General features: G+C 27.8%; 19 protein-coding genes and 5 tRNA genes. 13 read left to right on the top strand and 11 right to left on the bottom strand.

Translation table 4 applies throughout. From position 1 onward, the window contains the following. Positions 1 to 120: 120 nt before the first annotated feature. Together R7X45_RS00810 and R7X45_RS00805 are read right to left on the bottom strand one after the other, a co-directional pair. On the bottom strand, positions 121 to 3153 hold the full coding sequence (locus R7X45_RS00810) for a P110/LppT family adhesin N-terminal domain (protein WP_318055553.1): 3033 nt from the start codon (positions 3151 to 3153) through the stop codon (positions 121 to 123). 10 nt (positions 3154 to 3163) lie between these two features. Continuing rightward, positions 3164 to 6286: a P97 family adhesin gene (locus tag R7X45_RS00805; RefSeq protein ID WP_318055552.1), complete on the bottom strand. Its 3123-nt coding sequence runs from the start codon at positions 6284 to 6286 to the stop codon at positions 3164 to 3166. 270 nt (positions 6287 to 6556) lie between these two features. Between R7X45_RS00805 and R7X45_RS00800 the strand changes: the two genes are divergently transcribed. From R7X45_RS00800 to R7X45_RS00750, 11 genes are all read left to right on the top strand, one after another. Further along, positions 6557 to 7237 carry a hypothetical protein gene (locus R7X45_RS00800; protein ID WP_069099377.1) on the top strand — a complete coding sequence of 227 codons (681 nt, stop codon included), beginning with the start codon at positions 6557 to 6559 and terminating at the stop codon, positions 7235 to 7237. Positions 7238 to 7245: 8 nt separating this feature from the next. Continuing rightward, positions 7246 to 9402, top strand: a complete 2157-nt coding sequence (locus R7X45_RS00795; protein WP_318055551.1) for a phenylalanine--tRNA ligase subunit beta — start codon at positions 7246 to 7248, stop codon at positions 9400 to 9402. A gap of 25 nt (positions 9403 to 9427) precedes the next feature. Further along, positions 9428 to 9625, top strand: a complete 198-nt coding sequence (gene rpmF / locus R7X45_RS00790) for a 50S ribosomal protein L32 (RefSeq protein WP_010320856.1) — start codon at positions 9428 to 9430, stop codon at positions 9623 to 9625. 71 nt (positions 9626 to 9696) lie between these two features. Further along, positions 9697 to 9771, top strand: a tRNA-Asn gene (locus R7X45_RS00785). 2 nt (positions 9772 to 9773) lie between these two features. Next, a tRNA-Glu gene (locus tag R7X45_RS00780) sits at positions 9774 to 9849 on the top strand. Positions 9850 to 9855: 6 nt separating this feature from the next. Further along, positions 9856 to 9931 (top strand) — tRNA-Val (locus tag R7X45_RS00775). A 3-nt stretch (positions 9932 to 9934) separates the two neighbouring features. Next, positions 9935 to 10010 (top strand) — tRNA-Thr (locus tag R7X45_RS00770). Between the two features lie 29 nt (positions 10011 to 10039). Next, a tRNA-Leu gene (locus R7X45_RS00765) sits at positions 10040 to 10123 on the top strand. Positions 10124 to 10165: 42 nt separating this feature from the next. After that, the gene (gene truB / locus R7X45_RS00760) at positions 10166 to 11008 is read left to right on the top strand and encodes a tRNA pseudouridine(55) synthase TruB (RefSeq protein WP_318055550.1); all 843 of its coding nucleotides are present in this window, start codon (positions 10166 to 10168) and stop codon (positions 11006 to 11008) included. 7 nt (positions 11009 to 11015) lie between these two features. Further along, on the top strand, positions 11016 to 11828 hold the full coding sequence (locus R7X45_RS00755) for a YcsE-related riboflavin metabolism phosphatase (protein ID WP_318055549.1): 813 nt from the start codon (positions 11016 to 11018) through the stop codon (positions 11826 to 11828). A gap of 1 nt (position 11829) precedes the next feature. Continuing rightward, complete coding sequence (locus R7X45_RS00750) at positions 11830 to 12675, top strand: FAD synthase (protein ID WP_318055548.1); 846 nt, start codon at positions 11830 to 11832, stop codon at positions 12673 to 12675. Here the strand turns inward: R7X45_RS00750 and R7X45_RS00745 are convergent. Together R7X45_RS00745 and R7X45_RS00740 are read right to left on the bottom strand one after the other, a co-directional pair. Beyond that, positions 12662 to 13477, bottom strand: a complete 816-nt coding sequence (locus tag R7X45_RS00745; protein WP_318055547.1) for a MurR/RpiR family transcriptional regulator — start codon at positions 13475 to 13477, stop codon at positions 12662 to 12664. The genes R7X45_RS00750 and R7X45_RS00745 overlap by 14 nt on opposite strands. 287 nt (positions 13478 to 13764) lie before the next feature. Next, positions 13765 to 14265 (bottom strand): hypothetical protein, encoded by a 501-nt coding sequence (locus tag R7X45_RS00740; protein ID WP_252262765.1) that lies wholly within the window; start codon positions 14263 to 14265, stop codon positions 13765 to 13767. 454 nt (positions 14266 to 14719) lie between these two features. On the opposite strand from R7X45_RS00740, the gene R7X45_RS00735 reads away from it, so the two are divergent. Continuing rightward, positions 14720 to 15118, top strand: coding sequence for a hypothetical protein (locus R7X45_RS00735; RefSeq protein WP_318055546.1), 399 nt, complete (start codon positions 14720 to 14722; stop codon positions 15116 to 15118). A gap of 340 nt (positions 15119 to 15458) precedes the next feature. On the opposite strand, the gene R7X45_RS00730 is transcribed toward R7X45_RS00735, so the two are convergent. From R7X45_RS00730 to R7X45_RS00720, 3 genes are all read right to left on the bottom strand, one after another. Further along, positions 15459 to 17036 carry an ABC transporter ATP-binding protein gene (locus tag R7X45_RS00730; protein ID WP_318055545.1) on the bottom strand — a complete coding sequence of 526 codons (1578 nt, stop codon included), beginning with the start codon at positions 17034 to 17036 and terminating at the stop codon, positions 15459 to 15461. Continuing rightward, positions 17020 to 18627 (bottom strand): ABC transporter ATP-binding protein, encoded by a 1608-nt coding sequence (locus R7X45_RS00725; RefSeq protein WP_318055544.1) that lies wholly within the window; start codon positions 18625 to 18627, stop codon positions 17020 to 17022. Before R7X45_RS00725 ends, R7X45_RS00730 begins: the two co-directional genes overlap by 17 nt. 418 nt (positions 18628 to 19045) lie before the next feature. Further along, complete coding sequence (locus tag R7X45_RS00720; protein WP_318055543.1) at positions 19046 to 19243, bottom strand: hypothetical protein; 198 nt, start codon at positions 19241 to 19243, stop codon at positions 19046 to 19048. An 83-nt stretch (positions 19244 to 19326) separates the two neighbouring features. Between R7X45_RS00720 and R7X45_RS00715 the strand changes: the two genes are divergently transcribed. Then, positions 19327 to 20931, top strand: coding sequence for a CTP synthase (locus tag R7X45_RS00715; RefSeq protein WP_334308807.1), 1605 nt, complete (start codon positions 19327 to 19329; stop codon positions 20929 to 20931). A 1-nt stretch (position 20932) separates the two neighbouring features. On the opposite strand, the gene pgsA is transcribed toward R7X45_RS00715, so the two are convergent. Genes pgsA through rplS form a run of 4 tightly spaced genes read right to left on the bottom strand, consistent with a single transcriptional unit; the run spans position 20933 to position 24455 of the window. Then, the gene (gene pgsA / locus R7X45_RS00710) at positions 20933 to 21517 is read right to left on the bottom strand and encodes a CDP-diacylglycerol--glycerol-3-phosphate 3-phosphatidyltransferase (RefSeq protein ID WP_318055541.1); all 585 of its coding nucleotides are present in this window, start codon (positions 21515 to 21517) and stop codon (positions 20933 to 20935) included. Continuing rightward, positions 21502 to 22146 carry an MHJ_0274 family protein gene (locus tag R7X45_RS00705; protein WP_318055540.1) on the bottom strand — a complete coding sequence of 215 codons (645 nt, stop codon included), beginning with the start codon at positions 22144 to 22146 and terminating at the stop codon, positions 21502 to 21504. Before R7X45_RS00705 ends, pgsA begins: the two co-directional genes overlap by 16 nt. A gap of 26 nt (positions 22147 to 22172) precedes the next feature. Then, the gene (gene topA, locus R7X45_RS00700; protein ID WP_318055539.1) at positions 22173 to 24077 is read right to left on the bottom strand and encodes a type I DNA topoisomerase; all 1905 of its coding nucleotides are present in this window, start codon (positions 24075 to 24077) and stop codon (positions 22173 to 22175) included. Between the two features lie 15 nt (positions 24078 to 24092). Then, on the bottom strand, positions 24093 to 24455 hold the full coding sequence (rplS, locus tag R7X45_RS00695; protein ID WP_010320873.1) for a 50S ribosomal protein L19: 363 nt from the start codon (positions 24453 to 24455) through the stop codon (positions 24093 to 24095). Positions 24456 to 24513 lie beyond the last annotated feature (58 nt).

The raw sequence follows: 24513 nt of genomic DNA, 5'->3' as shown, positions 1-24513 counted from the left end.
CACATCTTAAAATAAAAGTTTGATTAAATTAGTAGAGAAAATTAAGACAACTAGTTTTTTATCTATGATTTTGATTAACCACTTTTGTTAATTTTTTCTACTAATTTAGGTGCAAAGATTTTATTTTAAATATGCATTAATAAAAGAACGTTTAATTTCTTCGCGAGCTGGTTTTCCTAACGGGCTAGTCAATTGAGAATCGTTATAAACAGCAAGACCTTTAAGAATTATAGAGGCATTTGATTCTTGACTTTGAGTTGAATCTGATCCATCTAAGCCAGTATTAGTTGTCATTTTTTCAGGATTAGGGCCAATTTGAGATCAATCAAGATTGAAAAAATTAGGAAATGGGGTTCACTCGTGAGTTAAATGGTTTATATTATAAATTGTTTTAGCATTTAAACTAACTGAAAATGGCGAATTTAGTTGATTATTTGACGAAGAATAAGCTGTGATTTCAATAGATCAAGGAGTTTTAATAATTTCAAGGAGAATATCCTGGTCTTGTTCGATTATTGGATTAATTTTTTGGCCAACAAATGGCGAAGAATTTCGAAATTCTTGTGAAAAAAAACGGCCTTCATCTGTACGATTTGCGATTTCCATTGATGGGCGATATTCAGAATTAGGCGGAAATCCAGTAGAATTTTCATTTATATCTGCCGAAAAAAACCTATTTTTTATATTTCAAGAATTATGACCAAGAACAACAGCTTGTTTTTCTTTTAAAGAAGTTGAAAATGATTCTAATCCTAAATGCAGTGAATTTTGACCCTGGCGAAAATGATTATTATACGATTTAAAATCTTCGACTTGTTGAAAATCAAAACCAATAACATATTCGTCAATTTTTGCATCAGCCTGTTTGGTATCTATTGAAGGACTGGGATTAATTCAAACCTTACCACCTCCAATTTTCCCTTCAATTGGTTTTGATTTTTCAACATATTTAGATCTTCCAACTTTTTGAATGAAAAGTCCACTACCATTTGAATCTGAAAGTAAATAATGTTTTTTATAATCATTAATATTTTTTGGTCTAAAAGCTAAGTAAACAACTCCTGAATTGACTCTTGAAAATGGGGCGGGATTTGTTTTTGGTTGCTCAGTTGAACTAGAAGTATTCTCGGTTTTTGGCGAATTATCCATGAATTTAAAGGCTTTTTTGATTTCAAAACCATTGTGGGTTAGCTTATTTTCGATAGAATTACTATCCTGAAAATGAATGTCGTTATCAGATAAGTCTTGAATTTTTAGCAATTCAGTTGATGAAGCTTGGGAAAAACTGGCTTTTCCATCAAGGAAAAAGGTTGGATAAAATTTGGAAACAACATCAAAGGCACTTTGTTGTGAACTTAAAACATTATTAATCTGGATTTTTGAAGAGGCCAATTTTTCGTTGTTTTTAGTAGAAACCAGTGAAAATTCAATGACAAAATTATCACTTTGTTTTTCAAAATTTATTTCTGGTTTAACATCAAGTGAAATAAAATTATGCTGTAAATTTAAAGCTTTTCAGATAGATTTTCCCAAAGTTAATGGTTCATTTTTACTTTGATTTTCATTTTTCTGCTCTTCTGAATCTGAAAAAGTTTGGGCTTGAATTGCTTGAGATTTTGAACTTTCTGAAATTTCTATTAACTCTTTTTTATACTTTTCAAGCGAATCCTTAGTTGGATTTTTACCAAAATCAAGCAAATAAAGTTGAGTAACTAATTTTTCACTAGGATTTTTGGTGTCAATTTGATTAGATGATTCCTTAATTTCATTAAAAATTTGAACTAATCTATCCGAACTAAGCGCTGGAGTATTTGAAGCTTTTGGCACAGAAAAATTTTGTAATTTAGTTTGAGGTAAATTCTTTGCAAAAATACGTGAAAATTCGTTTAGGTCAGGTTTGATATCGGTATTCAATTTAAAATCTAAAACTTTTATAAATTTTTGATGGTCTCTTTTTGTTAAGGTTCCGCTTAAACTTAAACGAACTTTTCCGTCTTTAATTAAATTTAGCCGATCTTGTTCACTAATTTCCGACAAATCTTTAAGAACAATATCTATATTTACGAAATAATTTTTTAATTTATTAGTATTTAAACTAAATTCATTGCTAGTGTAATTAAATAATTCTGAAAAATTTTTTGATAGTGATCTGTTAGTTTCATCTTGAGTTGAATACAAATATGATCCAAGTGATAAATTTTTGCTAACAAGGTCTTGCTGTATTTCAGGTTTTAATTTTATTTCAGGAATTAACTCATCATTTATTCAAAATTTTATTTCTGATTCAATTTCTTGATCAGTTGCAATTCCTTTTATTTCCAGCTGAATTGGAGTTTTTTTATCCCCGTCAATTAACTCAAAATTAAGGTAATTTTTACCAGCTTCAGAAAAAAAACTAAGATTATTGTCAACAATTGTCGGTTCAAGAGTCAAACCATTGCGAATAAAGGACGGATTTCCTAAGCTATTTACAAAATTATAACTTCCTTTGAGTGCTAAAAGTGCTTTTTCAAATGCAATAAATTTTTGGCTTTCTGTGGCTTGAGCCCCACTGAAACTTGCTTGAATTTTCGATTTAAATTCAGCAAAACTAATTAAATTTTTTGAGTCTATATTAATTGATGACTTTTTTTCATCAATTTCAAATTTAGAAAAATCAACAACTTTATTTTCATCAGCAAAATTTTTGATATCAATTGCTTTGGAAAAAATTTGATTGTCATTTTTTGACTTTAAAAATAAGACAATATTTTTTATCGAATTTCCACTAACTTGCGCATTTATCAAATCATAAGTAATCTGATATTCATTTTCATATAATTTATCAAGATCTATTAATGATAAAAGGTCAAAATTATAAATTTTGCTTTTTGCCAAATTTAGTGCGGTAAAAGCGGTTAAATTTTTAAAATCTTCTTTAACCGTCAAATTATCAAACAAACCAGCTAGCCCATTTTTAAAAGGATTTTGTTCTTGATCTAAACTCAATGTTTGGATTTCTTCATTTAATTTTTGATAGTAAGAACGGTTATAAGAATAAATTCCTAAGGGAATTGAAATAGCAAGCCCGCTAACTATTGTTAAAGATGAAATTCCGATAACTATATTTGATGTTTTACTTGAAAAATGCTTAAAATTGAAGAACTTTTTCATTTTGACCTCGTTAGTTTGATTGTTGACCTGAAGTGGATGACTGAGAATTATTTGATTTTTTTACTGAAATTTTTAAACTGCGTGAGGCTAAAACTTCGGCTTGATTTGTGTTATTTTCGCCAGAATTTTGAGTCTGAGAATTTTTATCAAGAATAGAAACTGTTAGTAAAAAACTTATTGTATCTGTTTTTATTGAATTTTCGAAACTAGGAAATATATCAAATTTTAGTTGGTCATTTCCTAATGGTTTTGAAAAATATTCTTTAGTTTTTTTCAAATTATTAAGATCGGTTTCTAATGATGAAATTTGTGAAGTTTGACCACTTTGTTGTCCAGTTGTGCTAGTTTGAGATTGACTAATTTTTTTAAATGTTTCTTCATTTACTTCAAAATTCAATAATTCAGAAGGAATTGAGTCTGCTAGTGAATTGAGTTTTTCTTGATCTAAAACTTTTGGATCAATTTTTTCGGTAGATAAATTAATCAAAATTTTTCTAACAGGTGTTTGAAGGGAAAATTTGTTAGTATTTTCATCCCCAATATTGTAATAAAAATTTAGTGTTAAATATTCATAATTTGGATTATTTGGTAAATTTTGCGGAGATTCTTGGGGCAGTTGAGACTGTTGAGTCCCTTCAGACTGAACAGTCTGTTCAGTCGATTCAGCCTGTTGAGCCTCTTCGGCCTGTCCTTCAGTTTGTTGTTGTTCAGTTTTAGGTTGCTCTGTTATTTTTTTAATTTCTTGTTCGAGAGTTTGCTTTGAAATTTCATTGCCTTTTTTAAAAACTATTTCATAATTTAAATTTGAATCTATTTTTTCTCATGCCAAAAAATTACTCAACTGGGCTGATTTTAAATAGAAAGCTAATAAAACATCAGCAAGAGTAGAAAATTTAACACTTTTTTTGTAATTATCCTTTATTTGATTAAGATCAAAATGAGCGTTAGATTCCTTAAAAATTTCTTGATCTTTCAATGCTGCTAAAACATCTGAAGTTGATTTTTCTTTCAAATCACCAATTTGAGTTTTTATCGTTTGGGGTAAAAATAATGTTGAAAAAAAGCCTTGATTAAAAACATCTTCAAAATGATTATTAAAGCTTAAAACTTGAATATTTTTGTTATCAAGATTAATTTTTGCTGCTTTTTTAAAGATATCTTCCTGCAAATCATCATCAAAAAGTTGCAAAGAAGAACGATTTTGATTAAGAAGCCCAAAAAATTTAGCTAATTCAAAAAATGTTTTAGCAATTTTATTCGGTTCTTGCTGAATATAGTTTGCAAAAAAAGCAGCTACATCAGATGGATTTTGAAAAAAAGTATTTGAAACTAAAGAACTAACTGTTAAATTTTGAGATGAATTTGAGGAATTTATACTAGTTATTGTTTCAAACTTTTTAAAACGGGAAATATCGTCTAGGTTAGGAATCAAAGTTTTGCCTGCTCAAGATCTAACTTTTGCCTCAAAGTTATCAAAATTATAATTATAAGATGAAGGCAAACTCAATTTATCGGCCAAGGCTTTATAATCCTGTTTTAGTAATAAATTGTCTAATTCTTCTTTATTTAACGGGACTTTTGCAAAAACAGGTTCACCAAAAGTTGAGATAAATTGAGCTAAATTAGCACTTTTATTATCAAAAAGTGGATTTTGTTGATAAATTATCCCTTTTTGTGTTCCAGGAATAGAAAAATTACCAAAAGCATTTCCAGAAGCAGCATTAGAATTTATAGGCAAACCAAATCCTTCAATTCTTAAAATTAATTCCTTTTCATTGATAATTTCGTTTGAATTATTATCAAAAAAAGACTCATTTAAGACAATTTTATACGGTAATTCGATAATATATTTTCCGTTGTCATTTATTAGTTTTGCATTTGGTGTGTCAAAAATAAAATCAATACCTTGTTTATCTGAAGGGATTGACTTATTAAAATTACCAAAATCTAGAGATAAATTTTCAGCTAACAATGGGTTTATCAAGTCTTTAATGCTTGAATTTTTTAAAAAAGGGTTGGATTCAAATTTTATTTTTGCAAAAAAATCAAAAGGATTTTGCTTGCTTATAATAAGTTTATTATCTTTTTCCTCTGTATTATAAATTAATGGTTTTAATTTGAGATTTGCAAAAAAATCATTAACATCCAAAAATATTGATTTTTTATCTTTGGATTCAAGGTTTATATCGATAATTTTATTTCCATTATTTTCAAAATTATCGCCTAATTGATCAAGTGCTGACTGAGTCAAACTAGCCTGCAAAAACATTGTCACAATATTGTTTTGAACACTAACAAATTGATTGGTTGAGGCATCTTTTGCAAAATTTATATCGAAAATTTGGGCATTTGTTTCAGGAATTAAATTTTCTTTTGAATTTTTAACAGAAGAAATTAAATCAGTAAGTTTTGGAAAAATTTGACCTAAACTATTTTCAACTTCTGAAGAATTTTGGCTAGAATTAATTTTAGCGGCAAAATCTGATGCTCGGTATAAATTATTTTGCGCTAAATTCGAATTTTCCTCAGAAAAATTCGATATTGTCGTATTGAAATTAGAAACTGCATCTTCTATTTTTTTTGTAATTTTTTGCAGCGCAAAGTTAAAATCTGCTTTCAAAAATTTTCTTGAGTCATAAAAAGAAACAGGATATAAAACAAAATCTGACTGTGCAAAATTTTGGTCAGTTATTTGTTGTCTTGCTCTAAATTTAATAATAAAATTTTGATTTAAATCATCAAAATTTAAATCAACAAAGTCTAAAATTGGCGAACTAGCTTTTTCATTTTGCTGTTCAAATTTAACAAGTTGTTTTGAATCTTCACTAAAATAATAAGGAATCAAATACTCATCAAGTTTAATCGTGTTTTTAAGAGCATTTCCGTCAAATAATAAACTTTTGATTGCAGAAAAATCGCTATTTTTGCTTATTTTTTCAGGATTAAATGCAACATATTTTACTTTCTTTACAAATTGCTGGACTTCTTCGCGCGGATGTTTTCCGTTATATTTAAATGTAAAACTAATTCCGACTGTTATTCCAACAAAAGCTAATCCTGTGAAAAATGATGACAAAATTAACACTTTTCTTTTATTTTTTTTAATTTTTGCTGCTAAACTTGATGAATTCATAGTCCACTCCTAAATTTTAATAAATTAATAAATTATAGCATATTTTGGCTTTTTGGCATAGAACTGCTATTATTATTAATTTTATGTTTAAAAATAAAAGCAAATTGATTTTTAAAACATAAAATAAGAAAATTAGCAACTTTTTTGCTTTATTTGCTAAAAAAGTAAATAAAATTTTGCTTTTGCTTTTGTAAGTTATGCTATAATTTTACCTTATTTAATTTAAATCTCTTTCTATTTTAACATTTTAAAACTTAAAACTCTTAGATCATGCCAAACTCACTTAATTTAATATCACTTTTAACTAAAAGAATTACTGATTTTTTATCTATCTACGGTTTTGAACACATTAAATCTGATGAACTGACAACTTTTGAGAAAAATTTTGTAAAGCTAAATATTGACAAATCTCACCCTGCTTTTGACCCAACTCAAAGTCTTGTTTTTGATAACGAAAATTTGTTGGCAACTCATAAAACTGGTGTTTCAATTGAAGCAATTGCAAAATATCCTAATCAAGAGCGAGCTTTTTTCTCTTTTGGAAAAGTTTTCCGAAACGACGAAGAAGACTCTACTCATTCTCATCAATTTAATCAATTAGATTTAGTTGCAACCGGAAAATACACTGTCTCACATCTCAAAGGATTGCTTAGTGATTTGCTTGAATTTGTCTTTGAAACAAAATTAGAAACCCGTTTTCGGCCATCATATTTCCCATTTACGCAACCTTCTTTTGAAGTAGATATTTTTTATCAAGGACGTTGAATTGAGGTTTTAGGATGTGGACTTTTACACCCGAAAGTTATGAAAAATGCCGGATTTACTGATAAAAATATTTACGGAATTGCCGCTGGAATTGGGATTGAAAGACTAGCTGCTATTAAATTCGGGATAAGTGATATTCGTGAATTTTATAAAAATGATTTACGTTTTTTAAAACAATTTTGATAGGTAAAAAAATGCTTTTTTCATTAAGAAGATTAAAAAAAATAGCTAATATTGATCATATTAGCGACGAAAAAGTGATTGATGCTTTGATTAGTCTTAGTTTTGAAGTTGATAAAATTTCAAAACTAAACGAAATTTCCGGCATAAAATTTGGAAATATTCTAGAAGTTAAAAAAAATGAAAACGCTGACAATTTAACGATTTGTCAAGTTCAATTTGACGACAAAATAAGACAAATTCAAACTGCAGCAAAAAATGTCCAAAAAGACAAGCAAGTTTTAGCTTTTGTTCCTGGTTCAACAAATGGAAAAATAACTTTTGAAGCTAAAAAATTGCGTGGTCACATTTCTGAAGGAATGCTAGTTTCAGCTAGTGAATTAGGATTTAGCACTAAACTTTTAAGTCCAGAACTAGATCAAGGAGTGCTTGTTTTGGATCCAATTTTTGATCTAAAACAAAATCCGCTTGAAATTTTAGAATTATCTGACCTAATTTTAGATATCAAACTTTTATGAAACCGGCCAGATGCAAATTCTTATTTAGTAATAGCAATTGAACTTGCTGCTTTTTTTGGCACAAAATTAGATTTGGACTTTGACAAACTAAATTTTGATGGCAAAAATAAGTCAAATTTAGAAATTATTACTGAAAAAAATGAGTCAAAAGTTGCTGCTATTGAGATTGAAAAAGTTCCTAATCTTGGCTTAGTAGATATTTTTTTACTTTTAAAATCAGGTGTTAAAATTACTGATTTAAACCAAAATTTTGCTAATTTTGTCTTAATTTATACAGGTCAGCCATCTTATTTTTTACAAACAAATAAAAATCAAGACCAAATTAAATTGACTTATCAAGAAACAAAATTACCGGAAATTCAAAATTCATTTGCTACTTTCCAATTTTGAAACAATGATGAATTAGTATTAATTCCTGAAATATTCCAAAAACCAATAGAAAAAGATCAAAATTTATACCTATTAATGCCTAAATTTGACTCTGCAAAAATTAGGCAAATTAATCATAATTTTAATTTAAGCAGTCCTTCAGCAAGACAATTGGCAAAAAATTACAGTCAAGGAACAACACTTTTAAGCTTTATTTTTTTAGAATTTTTCCTTGAAAAACACGGGATTAATTTTTCTGCACCAATTAATTTTGACAAAAATCAATTTGACCAAAGATCTAGCATTAATTTTGGACTTCAAGAAGTCCAAAATATTTTAGGGATTGAACTTGAGCAAAAAGATTTTGAAAAAATTAACTCAATTCTTGAGAAAATCTATTATAATTTTAACTCTCAGAGTTTTTTAGCGCCGTTTTATCGTGTTGACATTGAATTTTTTGCCGATTATGCAGCTGATTTTCTTAGATTTTATGGACTTGAAAAATTAGGAAACAAAAAATTAGCTAAAGTAAAGAGATCAATTTCTGTTGTTGATCCAAAGCCAATCCAACTAAAAACTTTAGGTTATTTTGAAGCTAATTCGTTCCTTTTAATTTCCCAGTCAGAAAATTTTAATCCTTTAAATCTAAAAACTCAAACTTTATCGACTTATACATCCCAAGAACATACAACAATTAGATATTCGCTTGCCTGACAGTTAGCAAAAATTGTAAAATATAATGTTAAGCGAAAAATGACTGATATTAGTCTTTATGAAACAGGTAGTGTCTCTGAGAAACATCAAGTTTTTGCTATGGCTTCGACAGTTTATAATCTTGAAACTCTCAAAGATCATTTAAAAATTTTATACAGTGATAACTTTAGTTTTAAGCCGGCCAAATCTGAATTTCTAAATCCTTCAGTGTCCCAATTTATTTATTGAAATAATACTTTAGTTGGCTGAGTTGGACAAATAAGTGAAAAATATGACTACCAAAATATCAATTTTCTTGAAATAATTGTTTCAAAAATTGATCTTGAACAGAAAAATAAACTTGTTAAGTTCGAGCAATATGATAATTCGCAACTTAAATATCGAGATATTACGCTATCTTTAGATAAAAATGATATTCCTGACACTTATTTAGACGTTATTAAAAAAATTCCAGAAATTTTTTCAATAAAATTAAAAGATTATGTTATAATTAATAATCGCCAGAAAATTACTTACAGAGTAACTGGAACTGACAAGGTTTGTCAGGAAATAGATAAATTTTACAAATAATTTCTTCTATTTTTAAAGGAAAAAAATGGCTATAGTTCCGAAACGAAAAACCTCCAAGCAAAGAAAACATAAGCGAAATTCTCATTCGGCATTAACATTGCCAAACCTTGTGAATTGCAGTAATTGTTCTAATAAACAATTACAACATCATGTTTGTCAATTTTGTGGATTTTATAAGAATCGTAAAGTTATAAATTTCCGAGCAATCAATGATAAACATTAACAAGAAAAAAATTTTAAAAATTTTCTTGTTAAAATAAAATTTTATAGTATAATTACTTTTGGTTTTATTTTGCCGATTTAGCTCAGCGGTAGAGCAGCTGGCTGTTAACCAGTTGGTCGCAGGTTCGATCCCCGCAATCGGCGCCATTGGCCCGTTGGTGAAGCGGTTAACACACATGGTTTTCATCCATGGATTCACGGGTTCGAGTCCCGTACGGGTCACCAAAGATTGGAAGATTAGCTCAGCTGGGAGAGCAACGCCCTTACAAGGCGAAGGTCAGGGGTTCAAGTCCCTTATCTTCCACCATTAGCCACTTTAGCTCAGCAGGCAGAGCAGTCGCCTTGTAAGCGAAAGGTCGTAGGTTCGATTCCTATAAGTGGCACCATCTTTTTAGATAGAGTTTCTAAGTTATGCGCGCAAGTGGTGAAATGGCAGACACGCTAGATTTAGGCTCTAGTGCCTTCGGGCGTAAGGGTTCAAGTCCCTTCTTGCGCACCAGCTTAAGATCAACTTTTAGTTGATTTTTTTATTTTTATAATAATGGTTACATTCCTTTATAAGCCAAAAAATATTAGTTCTGCGACTTTTTTAAGAAAATGAGCAAAAATAAACTCAATCAAAAAAGCAGGTCACTCAGGAACTCTCGATCCTTTTGCATCTGGTTTGTTATTAGTCGCTACTGATGATGATACAAAATTATTGCCTTATTTAGATCAAGAAAACAAAACTTACATTGCCCAAGTCAATTTCGGTTTTTATTCAACAACTTTTGATATAGATGGGGAAATTTTTGCCTGTAAATCCGCAACTTGAGTCACTAAAGCAGCGCTCGAGTCCAAATTGCTAGAATTAGAACAGCTAGAATTACAGGTTCCGCCGATTTTTTCAAGCAAAAAAATTAGCGGGAAGCGTGCTTATGAATATGCGCGAAATGGTAAAGATATAGAATTAGCGCCTATTAAAATAAAAATATCTAAAACCATTTTATTAGAATTTAATGAAGAAAAACAAATCGCAACAATACTCTGAGAAGTTTCAAAAGGTTGTTATATCCGTTCACTGGCTAATGATTTGGGTAAAATGCTGAAAACCGGTGGATATTTGTCTGAATTAGAGCGTGTTAAAATCGGTAATTTTGATTTTTCATTTGTTAATTTACCTTTAAAAATACAGAATTTCCTTGATTTTCCACAAATTTTAGTCAATTTAGATCAACTTATTGAACTTTTTCGTGGTAAGAAAATTAATTATTTTACCAAAGACAGCGAATTTATTCAACTTGTTTTTGATGAACATTTAGTTGGTTTTGGCAAAATAATTAATAATGAACTAATACCAAAAAAAATTTTTGGTAACAAAGTTAAAAACTTAATAAAAATTTAGGCTTATAATGAATAAATTTAAAATTTTTGCAACAGATATTGATGATACAATTGTGCCTCATGGTGGTCAAGAAATTCCTGAAAAAATAAACTTACTTTTTTCAAAATTAAAAGAGAAAAATATTATCACAACTTTTGTAACTGGGCGTGATTTTGTGACAATTGGGCAATTAATTAATGCAAAAAATGTCGATTACTTCATTGGAGCCAACGGTGCTTTCATTTTTGATTTCAAAAAAAAGCAAATGATTTACGAAAATCCTATTAAAATCAGTGATTTTTTAAAAATTGTTGAGTTTTTCGATCAGCACAAAATTCGCTACATAATTATGGACTCTGAGTGAATTTATACCTCAAACTACTTTCCACAACATTCTTCAAAGTTTTTAAGTCCATATTTTGATCGAATGAAGCCATTAAAAATGTGTAATTTTAAGAATAATTTCCACATTTTTACAGTTGTTGATGACCAGGACACAACTTCTGAAATACAGTTAAAATTTGAAGAATTTGCACAAAAAAATAATCTAAATGTTAGCGTCAGCTCAAGGTGATCATGAGGATTTTTCATTGGCGCAAAAAACGTTGACAAAATGGAAACTTTAGAAATTCTTGCAAAAATGCATAATGTTGAAATTCACGAAATTATCGCCTTTGGTGATTCACGAAATGACACTAAAATGTTAAAAAATGTTGGCTTTGGTGTTGCAATGGAAAACTCAACAGTTCCAGAGGTAAAAGAAGCTGCAAAAGATATTGCCCCGCCTGTAGATTCTTTTGGCGTTTACCTTAAGGCAATAGAATTAAACATAATTGATTAAAATGACAAAAGTCTTTTATTATCCAAGCTCAAAATTTGATTTTGCTGATCCTGTTTTTGTTCTGGGTGGATTTGAATCATTTCATTTAGGCCATCTTGAACTTCTTAAAAATGCAACAATTTTAGGGCAAAACGTTATCTTAATGTTGATTAGAGACCCATCAAAACTGCCAAAAAATACAGGAAAAAATTTCACTGATCTTGATGCTCGTATTCAAATGATGGCTAATTCTGGAGTTGATAATATTTTAATTTTTGACTTTGATTCCAAAATGCAAGAACTTGATGGCCAAGAGTTTATTGAAATTTTTTTAAATTATGGGGCTAAATTTTTTGTTGTTGGCAAAAATTTTAGTTTTGGTAAAAACGCTAGTTGAAATTCGAAGAAATTGCAAAATTTCTTCGCCAAAACTAAAATTATTGATCATTTAGCCGAAAATAATAAAAAAATTTCAACAAAAAATTTAAAACTTTTCCTTGAATTTGGTGACTTTGAAAATTTAAATAAGTTTTTGTCTTCAAATTTTTTAGTTAGCATGACCATTAGCCCAGAAGGAAAATTTACTTGAGACTCATCATTAATTTGTCCTGCCTCTGGTATTTATCTTGGTTATTTTGTTAATATAAAAGAAAATATAAAATTTCCGGTCATTATTCATATAGAATTTGATAGCACAACCGGAAGTGTTCATTTTTTTGAACACCCAAATACACATTTAGGTTTTCTTGAGATTATCAAGCAAATTCGCCTTATTTATTCAAAAAAAAACAATGTCTTGAAAGATCAAGACATTGAAAATGCAAAACATTTATTTAAAGAAAAACATACAAAAACTAGTCAAATTTAGTTTTTCTATGCCAAACACGCATAAATTCGGTATATAAATCTGAGCGGTTAACGTTTAGTTCTCTTTGAAGCTTTGTAGTTAATAAGTCTGCCACAAAAAGTTGGGATATTTTTGCACCAATTGAAAAAAGACTATTATTTTGCTCTAAATTATCAACATAAACAACTTCTGAATATTGAGTCGGCTCGAGTGAAATATTAGAAGTAATAAAAATAGTATAAATTTGTTGTTGCTTTAATAGTTTAGCAATCGTAAGTGCACTTTTTGAAGTCATAGAAGTTGAAAAAATAAATAAACAAGTATTCATAGGTGAATCAACTCAGGCAGCAATATCAGTGATTGAATTTGCCCTAAAAGCATTTAAGTGTAAATTTCTTAAATTATTTGTAAATTCAGTTGCGGCAATTACGGATGCGCCAGCACCAAAAACAATAATTTTATCCATTTTTAACATCATATTAGCAATTCGATTAATTTGATCAACATCTAAAATTGCCAAAGTTTTTTCAATACTGTGAGCATAAAGAAGGTTTATGTTCTCAATTTCATCATTTTCATTATATAAATTGTTATCTTTATCGATTTTTAGTCATTCAATTACGAATTTTTTTAGTTCTTTAAAATTGTTAAAACCAAGCTTTTTAGTTAATTGAGTAATTGTTCCAACGCTAATAAATAAAATTGCAGCAAGTTCATTAATTGTCAGTTCCACAAATTTTTGTGGTTTTGTTTCTATGAAACGAATTATTAGTTTTTCAATATGCGTTAATTTAAAATTTTTCGAAATAGTAAGTACACTCATAATAATTTAATTATACTAAAAAAATAAAAAAAATTATATAAATTTTATAAATTTTTATACTATTAAAAAAATTTATAAAATCAAGGGGTAAAACTCCGAAAAAATTATTTTCAAACACAATTATAAAGTAAATTTAGCACATTTTTTTATATTTCATTAAAGTTTGTCTCACATTTTATGATTCAACCTTAATTTTTATAAATTTAATATCAGCAAACCATTTTTCACCAAAATTTTTGAAATAAATTCACTTTTGATATCATCTTCAACCTAAATTCGCAAAACTTTTACTCTTTTGGCGCTGGTTTTCCTTTCCTTTTATAACCAATTGATTTTATTCCTAAAAATTGGTAGTGTTTATGAAACACGTACGTGGATACAAAATTTCCCTCATTTTTGTAAATCTTATATAGGGCGTCGCGACCTATTGCTTTTTGATTTAAAATGAAAGTTTTACGAATTCACTCAAGCAACTTTTCATCATAAATCATTTCCTTTGGTGGTTTTTTCACCCTTATTTTTTCATAAATCGAAGTACGATTAACATTTAAAATACTAGAAATTCTAGTGCTATTTTCGATTTTATCTTTATATTTTTCTTGTTCTTGTTTTCGTTTTTTAAGCTCCTCAACAACAATTGCGTGCTTAATCCCTGATCTTCTAAGAATATTTTCCACTATTTCTTGATAAATTACACGATCATTTTCAGAAAGATCGTTAATTGTATATTTCTTTTTTGGTTTGCGTGGAGATTTGTTTTTCCCACCAGCACTTATTGGACTTTTCATACCATTATTATAATACTTTTTTTGCCAATTTGCTATCAAATTATTACCATATATATGCAAATTTCATTGTTTATGGAGATTTTTACTTTTTGATTTATTTTGTAAATTTGTCTAAATTTTTCTTAAAAAGGTAAAATTCAATTTTTAATCCTTTAGTTTCGGCATTTTAATGTATTTAAATTCCTATTCAACTGCGAATTTGTATTGTTTCATTTTGACAATCTTTTTTTGAATGCGTCTAAAATTAGTATACTAACTTACTTACTTTTTTTTTTTTTTTTTATTGTACAATTTATTACTACAATAAAAAAAATAATATTGCCACTACATTTTTACACTTATAGATTTAAGCTATAAATTAGTAAAAAAATGAACAACTTCATAATTTGGAGGACTTAACTAAATAATGAAAACATTTAAAATAAACGAGCGATTATATCTTAAACCTACAGACATGTATCAAGTTGCTTATGAACAATGGTATGCATTCGAAAAAAAAGTTATCGTATTAAAACCTTACAACCTTACTTATCAACAATTACAAAGTACACCTATTAGAATAGCACTTTGCGAGGTTTATTTTGATGGACTTATTGCCGAATTTAGAATTACCCACCAAACCCAAATTACCGAACTTTCTAAAATACTTCAACGATTAAATTTTTCTGGAAATTTAATTGCTGATATTTCAAAAGTAATACTAAACAATTGAGAAGATCAATTTAAAAATAAAGATCAATTTAAAAATAAAGACCTAGAACTTGTAACATTCCCAAGTACACCAGATCACTTTTACAAATCAGTGTTTAACGACAAACACGAACCTTTTCCAAAAGGTCGTATTGATTTCTAATTCTAACGAGCTAGTTATTGCATTCGCTTTTAAAACCCAGACTATAATAAATAAAATAAGTAGTAAAAAAGCTATTTAATAGATGTTGCATGTAAAGAACATATAAGCAAAGTCAAACTTACAAAATAGAAATAGACCACATCCACCTATTAATAACAAAATATTTTATTTTAATATTACTAATTTTGACCTAGGTACTATTAAAACATTTTTTGACTATCTATTTCATTTGAGAGCTACACAAAATACTTAATATTCCAGAATTTGATGAACAAAAAATTTCTTTTTTTTACTTGATAAGTTAAAAAAAAGAAATTTTTTATTTTATAAATTGTCATTTTTAAAATTTTAGACAAAAATCGAATTTTTCAATTAAATGTTTGTCTAAATTATGCAAAACTAACAAGAGGGTAACATCCTGCTTAAGTAGCCAATTTATAAGATTATTAATATTTGATTTGTCAAGATTTGAAAAGCCTTCATCGATAATTAATATTTTTTTTGTTTCAAAAACATGACTTGCAAAATTAATTAACTGTTTTTGTCCAACTGATAGATCTGTTTTTTCTTGGTAATTAATTAAGTTTTTGTCTTTTAGGTCATTTAAATTAACTAAATTAATTAATTCATTGATTTTTTCAAGATTAGTTTTTGAATAAAAACTAATATTTTCAGCTAAATTGCCCTCAATTAAGGCCGGATTATTATCAATAAAACTTATATTTTGAATAATATTTTTATCAGAAATGGTTTTTAAATTAGTTGAATTGAAAAGAATCTCACCTTTATAATCGCGCTCTATACCCATTAAAATCTTTAAAAACGTCGATTTTCCAGAGCCATTATCGCCTTGAAGCAAATATTTTTTGCCACCGATAATTTCAAAATTAATATTTTCTAGCACTTTTTTATTTTCATAGTCAAAATTCAAGTTTTTGACGCTAATTTTATGAATTTTTTCTGTAAAATCATCAAAATTCATGTTTGTTTTAGGCTTATTTTCGTTTAATTTAGAATCTTTAAATTGCTTTTTCAGTGATAAATATTGAACAACCAGAACAATAAAAGTGTTAAATTCATTGATAAATAACTGATTGGCGCTATTGATAGTTACCAAAGCAATAATTGTTGATGCTGGATTTTCATAATAAATTCCTAAAAAAATGATTGCTAAATCCGTTAAAATTAAAAATGATTTGCGAATTGTTAAGTTTATATTTAAATTAAATTGATCCCACAATCTATATCTTCTTTGCATAAAACTTGCGTTTTTTGATGTTGGTTTTAGGATTTTTTTTAGTAAGTGAATTTTACCGAAAAATAAAAATGCCTCAAATTTATTTAATTTTTCGCTAAATTCACTGTTTAAATTTTCAAGTGAATCTAGTTGTTGTCTAATTTTTTGACTAAAAAATTTTCTAAAAAAAACAGGAAAACTAATTCAAGCCAAAGTCAAACCAAGAACTATTGACCCAATTATTGGATTTATATAAAAAATAGTCGCCAAAATCGCAATAATTGGAAAAATTAAAGAAATAATATAAAATAAAAATGAAAAAAGTGACTCGCCCTTTGTGAAAGCCTCATTAAAAAACAATGAAAAATAGTTGCCAGGCGTATTTTTAACATATTCTTTATATGATAAATTGTTAAATATACTCAATTTTTCTTTAATTAATTTTACCGCACTTACTTGTCCAAAAATTCTTGTAAAAAGTGAATTATAAATAACTGATAAAAGAGAGTTAATTATAATTGCAAACATATCTAACCCTAACCAAATTCACATTTGAACTTGGTTATTGTCTAATAAAGCCTGGTATAAAAATCTTTTTGTAACCACCGAAAGACCAGTAAGACAAAATATAAAAAGTGAATAAAAAATATTAAAAATATGTAATTTAACTATTTTTTTCATGATTATTTTTCTCCAGGTTAATTATTTCATCAAAGCCTAATTTTTGCAAATCACTTATATGGTGACTAACAAAAATAATAGTTAATTCAGGGTTTTTTAACAATTGACCTATTAAAATATTTGAATAATCCTTCTGAATATTATCAAAAGCTTCATCAATTAATCAAAATTTAATAGGAGAATATTGGAGTCGTGCAAAAACAATTTTTTGTTTTTGACCTTCTGAAAGATTATTAGAACTAATTTGGGCTTCAAGGTCAAAGTCAATTTCTAGTGATTTCAGAATTGAATTTAACTTTTGATAATCAGGATTTTCTGCAAATAAAGTAATGTTGTTTTTCAGACTTGTATTAAAAATTAAATTTTGGTTATCAATAAGTCCAATTTGCTCTCTTAGATATTTTTGGTTCAATTCTTTCTGCTCATAGTTATTATTTATTAAGATTTTGCCTTCGTAAGTGTCATAAACTCCGGAAATTATTTTAATTAGGGTGGATTTCCCGGCGCCATTTGGTGCTGAAATCAAGTATTTTTTATTTTTTTCGAAAATAAAATTGAAATTATCGACGATAGTTTGATCTTCAAATTTAAAATTAACATTTTGAAATTTAATACTATTGATAGGTTCTTCAATCATTACTTTTTGTTTTGACAAATTATTATCTTCAACAATTTTGTCAAACAAAAATGATGATTGTTTGTATGAAAATAATGCAAGAACGATACCTCCAATATCAGAATGCAATCGATTTGAATATAAAAGTAGTGATAGAAAAACCGTCAAACTATAAAAATTATAAAATGTTAAAACTGATAGTTCCATAATGATAAATGCTACTGAAATACTAAATAAAACACTTAATCAAAGATTTAGTTTTGTCAATTTTTTATACTCTTTTATTTGTTTTTCGGAAAAATTTTTATAACTTGTGTAAAATAATTGTTTAAATTTTTCTATTTTATTGTGAAAATAAAATGATTTAAATGAATTAAGAAGCCCTAAATTATACTGTGAAAAAATTTCACTATTTGTTGATAGATTCATGACAGGTCCAGATGCAAACTTGTTAATTTTTTGTTGAAACAATAGCAAAACTAAACTTAAAATCATGGTTGATAAAATCAAAATTCAACTTCAGTTTAATGACAAAATTATCATTAATGAGATTGCGCCAAAAATTGATATAAGTGGAGTTATTATGTTTAAAAAGTTACCAATTATTTCCAAAGCAAGTCTAAGATCATAATTAAACCAGGAAATCATAGAATTTCTGTTAAATTTCAAGTCAAAATAAGAGCTGTTTTGAATTTTTTTAATAATAATATCGCTTAATTTATTCCTGATATCCATTTCTAAAATACTGAAAATCCAACCTCTTAGAAATGAAAAAAGGATAAAAATTCCAAGTGGCGCTATCAACATAACCAAAGTTAAACCTAAATTAAGGGTAGGTTTTTCTTCGGAAAAAAATTCAATAACAAATTTATAACTAAAAATGTGAACTAAAAGTCCTGCTTCTTTTATAAATATTATAAAAAATATTAGTATGAATTTTGCTCTTGCTAAGTTGAATAATTTGAAAACGTTCATTTTTTCTCCACAATTATTCTGATTAAGATAGTATAAATTAATCTAGGGAAAGTAATTTAGGCGAATAATTCTGAAATTGTTATTATACAGGCATAAATTTTTAACTTATAATTATTATTTTTTAATTTTTTTGGAGAATATTAACTAAAAAAGCAGAGGTTTTATTAAAAAACTTGTCATTAAATAATGAAATTTTACTTAATATTTTTTTTGTTTTAGAACTTCAACATATCAAGTTTCTAGAAAATTTATCTAACATGTCCAAAAAATGCAGTTTTTTCTAATTTTGGTAATAAAATTAAATCTAGAAATTTCATCACATACACCCACAATATTTTTTTCATAATTTTAACATTTTAATAAAATTTTAAAAAGAAAAAGTAATGAAATTTTCTATGTTTTTTATTGGTTATAAGTATTAAATAAAACTAGCTAAATCAAAAAAACTATGAATTTCTTGCATGTAATTAATATCTTCAGTATCTGATTTTACTTTAGAACCAAATAATTTTTTAACTACTGGAAATTTAAAATTCAATGTAAATAGTTTTAAATTTGATTTGAATAATCCAAAAGAATTTGAATTTAATTCTGAAAATAACAAATCTTCAAGCACAAAATTATGAATATACCGAATTTTTTAGCAATTTGTAGGAAAAAATGAAATTTATGGTACAATTTGTTATCAAAGGAAAAATTATGCCAAAATATATTTTTGTCAGCGGTGGAGTTTTATCCGGGATTGGCAAAGGTGTTTCAGTTGCTTCAGTTGCTAATTTATTAAAAAATTGCGGCTATTCGGTTTATATTTTGAAACTGGATCCATATTTAAATGTTGATCCAGGAGTTTTATCGCCTTATGAACATGGTGAAGTTTTTGTAACCGCCGATGGTGGTGAAACTGACTTAGATTTAGGCCATTACGAGCGATTTGTTGGTCAAAATTTTTCAAAAGATTCAAATCACACAAGTGGTAAAATTTTACTTTCAATTATTAAAAAAGAAAGAAAAGGTTTTTATCAAGGAAAAACTGTCCAAATAATTCCACATGTAATTGATGAAATTATTTCACGAATTAAAAGTGTTGGCAATAAATACCAAAGTGATTTTATTTTAGTCGAAATTGGTGGGACTGTTGGTGATATGGAATCAAACCCATTTTTCTTTGCAGCCTCACAGATGGCCGCTGAGTCAAATTTTAAAAATGTGTTTTTTATTCACACAACATACATTCCTTTTTTGAATGCTTCTAATGAATTTAAAACTAAACCGGCTCAGTTTTCTATAGCCGAATTAAATTCGCGTGGAATTCGTGCAAATGCGATTTTTTTACGACTTGAACATGACCAAATTGATGATCATGTTGCAAAAAAAGTTGCAAAAAGTGCCTTTTTGCCATTAGAAAATGTTATTGTAGTTCCGAATCTTAAAAATATCTACCAACTTCCGTTGTTATTAGAAAAAAGTAACCTATTAAATGCTATTTTTTCCCATTTTGAATTAGAACATAGGCAACCTAAATTAGACAAATGGAGAGATTTTACTAATTTATTATTAAAAAAATGAGATAAAACAATAAAAATAGGTGCACTTGGAAAATACACACAATTTTTAGATGCTTATAAGTCAATTTTAGAAGCGCTAAAAATAACAGCCGCTTACCAAAAGATAAATTTAGAATTAGAATTTATTAATACCGCTGATCTAAACTTTTCAACTAGTCAGTTAGAAAAATTTGATGGTATAATAATTTTACCAGGTTTTGGTTTTCGTGGATTTGAAAATAAAGTAGAATCTGCTATTTTTACTTATCAAAATAATATTCCAACATTTGGAATTTGCCTTGGAATGCAAGCAATGACAGTTGCAATCGCGCGTCTAAATGGGATTAAAAACGCACATTCAGCTGAATTTTTAGCAGAAAAACCTAACCAAACAAGTGTTCTTGATTATAATAAAATTGATGGTTCTAAACTTCAAATCGGCGGAACTCTCAGACTTGGTGAGTATAAGGTTGTTTTTGCCCAAAATTCCAGAATTGCTCAGATTTATGGAACTTCTTTTGCATATGAAAGACACCGTCATCGATTTGAAGTTGTTCAAAAATATGTTGACCAACTTGAGAATTCTGACTTTAGTTTTACTGGTCGAGATTCAGTTTCTAATTTAATTGAAGTTTGCGAATCTAAATCTCATATTTTTTATATTGGTGTCCAATATCATCCTGAATTTGTAACAAGACCTCTAGAATCTCACCCGCTTTTTAATAGCTTCTTTGAAACAATTATTAAAAATAAGTACTAAATTATTGTTTTTTTACTAATTTAAAAACAGGGGCAACATAATAAATACCAGAAATTACTGATATAATTGCTGCAAAAATAGTTGTCAAATTAAATAAATAATAGTGTTTTATAAAAATTTCAGCACTAATTGAGTATCCAAGGAAAATGATAATAATCGCTAAAATTTGTAAAACTGTCTTTAGTTTTCCTAAAAAATTAGCAGCTACATTAATATTTTTTTTCGCAAGAAAAATACGAAAGCCATCGACAATAATGTCGCGCAAAACAAAAACCAAAACAAGATATCACGGAGTTAATTCTAAATAAGATAAGAGAAAAAAGGTCGTTGTTGTCAGTATTTTATCGGTTATTGGGTCAAAAATTTTGCCTAATTCTGACTCAAGTCTAAATTTTCGGGCAAGGTAACCATCAAGAAAATCGGTCAAACTTGAAGCAACAAAAAAGAAAAACGCTATATAAAATAGCAAAAAATAACTATATTTGGAAAAAAGATAAAGTAAAATAAAAATTATTAAGCCGCCAAGAAACCGAAAAAAAGTTAAAAAATTAATAAAATAAAATAAAAAATCTATTTTTTTCTTCATTTTTTTCAAAAAGGTAGCTTAATCGGTTTGGTCGGAATGCGATTTTGATCAAAATATTGCTGACTTAATGTTGAAAGATCGTCAATTTTAACTTTTTTTTGTTTTAAATCAGCAATTAAATGACTGTAATATTTCAAAAAGCGGATTTTTTCGTCATTATATAATCCAAGAATATTTTTGTCAAATTTTTTCAAATAACTAGCAAAATCAGTGAAATAATTAAGTTCCTTAGTATTATGTTTTGCTCATAAATTTGATTTACTTTTGGATAAAATATTTATATTATTGAAAAAAATTTTTTCAGTTTCATATCCTGTTTGAATAATTTGGGACACAACTTGATCATTTTGGAGAACTTCAAGGTGAACGCGCGCCAAATTGTTTACATCTGACATTTTTAGATTAGCGCCAACAACAAAATTTGATACTAAATCAATATTTTTTTCGATTATTACAATAATTCGCGCTAAAAAAATTGCTAAGGTTTTGTTGCTTAAGTCCTTAAGTTCAGCTTTTTCTATCTTTAGTCGTCTTAATTTAAGACGATTTGAAATAAAACCATAGGCTAAAAATCCAATGATTAGTGTTGTGAGCAGTGCAATTACGACTATTAAATTAGTATCAACCATAAATAAAAATTAAAAAATATAGCTATCTATTTTGTTTTTTTCTTAAATTTTGCCTTAAAATTATAGGTATTTTTGCTTTCAGGATCAGGTTTTAGAAAGCGACATTTAGGAAAACCACTACATGCAATAAAACGCTGTGAAGTTTTGCGATTGTAACGGTAAACCAAATCCATACTGCATTCAGGACATTTTTCACCAGTTGTTTCAATTTCCATAACTATTTTTTCAAGCGGTTTTGATGAATCTGTAATTTTCTCTATTTGTGTCCAAAAATTATCAAGAAATTCTTTATAATCTTGTTTCCCTTGAGCAATCAAATCAAGTTCTTCTTCAATTTTAGCGGTAAAATTAGTATTAATAATATCTGGTGAAATTTTTAAAAGATTTTCCAAAACTACTCGCCCAAATTCACTCGGAATTAACGCTTTTGACTCACTTTTAACATATAAGTGATCTTTAAGTTTTTTAACTGAGATTGCAAAAGTTGATGGACGGCCAACTTTGATATCATCTAACTTTTCAATTAAAGTACCATCATTAAATCTTGCCGGCGGTTGGGTTTCGTGCCTGGATTCCTTAATAGTTTTTTCAAAATTTGATTGAACTTCAAATTTTGAGTCAACTAAATTCTCTAATGATTCAAATTCAGGTTTAAATTTTAATTCTGGAAGTTCGGTTGCCTTGAAGTATCCATCAAACACAAATTCTGAAAATGAATAAGTAAAATTGTGTTTTTTTGAAGATGTTTTAAATAATAGACGGGTAATTTTCCGAACAGGAACTTCCATCATTGCTGAAAGTGTTGTATTATAAACTAATTGATAAATTTGGAAATCTAGTTGACTTAAAGGATATTTTTCTTTCGCTTCTTCAGGACTAAGTTCTAAATCTGTTGGTCTAATGGCCTCGTGGGCATCTTGATCACCAGCAAAACCTTTAATTGATTTAGCTATATAATTTTGACCAAAATTTTTTGAAATAAAATCACGACCTTTTTCTAAAAATGTTTCACTAAGACGAGTTGAGTCGGTTCTTGGATAGGAAATTAAACCATGGTCACCAAAACCTTCATAAAGTTTTTGGAGCGATAATGAAACAGAAGAAGACGAATATTGCGACATTTTTTTAAAAACAATCGCTTGTTTTAAAGGTGAAATTTTAGGATCCTTTTTTTGGGAAATCTTAAATTCATCAAGAATTAAAAACGGATTAGCTTTAATTTCATCAGTAATTTCTGCCAGAGATTCTTGGGAAAAAATCCAGTCAGATTTTTTGGACTCATTTTCTGGATTATAGTAATTAACCTCAAAAGAATTGTGTTTTTCATCTTTTAAAAGAACTGAAAGATTAAAATAAACCTCGGGAATAAAAGCTTTAATTTCTTCTTCCCTTTCAACAACTAACTTTAGTCCAATAGATTGGACACGTCCTGCAGCTGGAATTTTAGGTGCATTTTGAATTTTAGTTTTTAACAACGAAGAAAGACGAAAACCAATAATTCGATCAAGCATTCGTCTAGTTTGCTGTGAATTTACCAAATTTTGATTGATACGATCCGGTTTTTCAAGAGCAGAAATAATTGCTGGTTTTGTAATTTCGTTATATTTTATCCGTTCATATTTATCATCAACATCAAGATATTCAACAAGTGAAGCGCCAATTGCCTCACCTTCGCGATCAGCATCGGTTGCTATAATGACTTTTTTAGCTTTTTTTGCTAATTTTTTTAATTCAGTTACAGTTTTTCTCTTAGCTTTATCAATTACATAAGTAGGCGTTCAGGTTTTTAAATTAATTCCAAGCCCAAATTCACCAGTTTTAGCCAAATTTGTAATGTGACCAACACAGGATGTTACTGTATAAGATGAATCTAGATAAGATGAAATCGTATTGATTTTATTTGGAGATTCGACAATTATTAGTTTTTCCACGATTTAAGGGCAATTTTAACTTTTTAATTCTTTTCTTTTGATTTCTTTAAGACGTGCAGATTTTCCAGAACGTTCCTTCATATAATATAATTTTGCACGACGAACTTTGTTTGAACGGACAACTTCAATTTTATCAACAAGTGGAGAATGAAGTAGAAATGTTCTCTCAACACCAACGCCGTGGGAAATTTTACGAACTACAAAGCTTGAAGATAGCCCATTTTTCTTAAATTTAATTACTAAACCTTCAAAAATTTGAATTCTACTTTTGTTACCTTCTTGAATTTTAACGTGAACACGTACATTATCACCTGGCTGAAAAGTTTGGAAATCACGTATTTGGGTTGCTTCAACAATTTCCATTAATCTTGTTTGCATGTCTTCTCCTTAAAATTTTTTTATAGATTTATAAATTATAATAAAAAAATTTATTTAG

It is taken from the genome of Mesomycoplasma ovipneumoniae, from assembly GCF_033343935.1.
GTDB lineage: Bacteria > Bacillota_I > Bacilli_A > Mycoplasmatales > Metamycoplasmataceae > Mesomycoplasma > Mesomycoplasma ovipneumoniae_G.
This window is presented reverse-complemented; position numbering and strand designations above follow the sequence as displayed.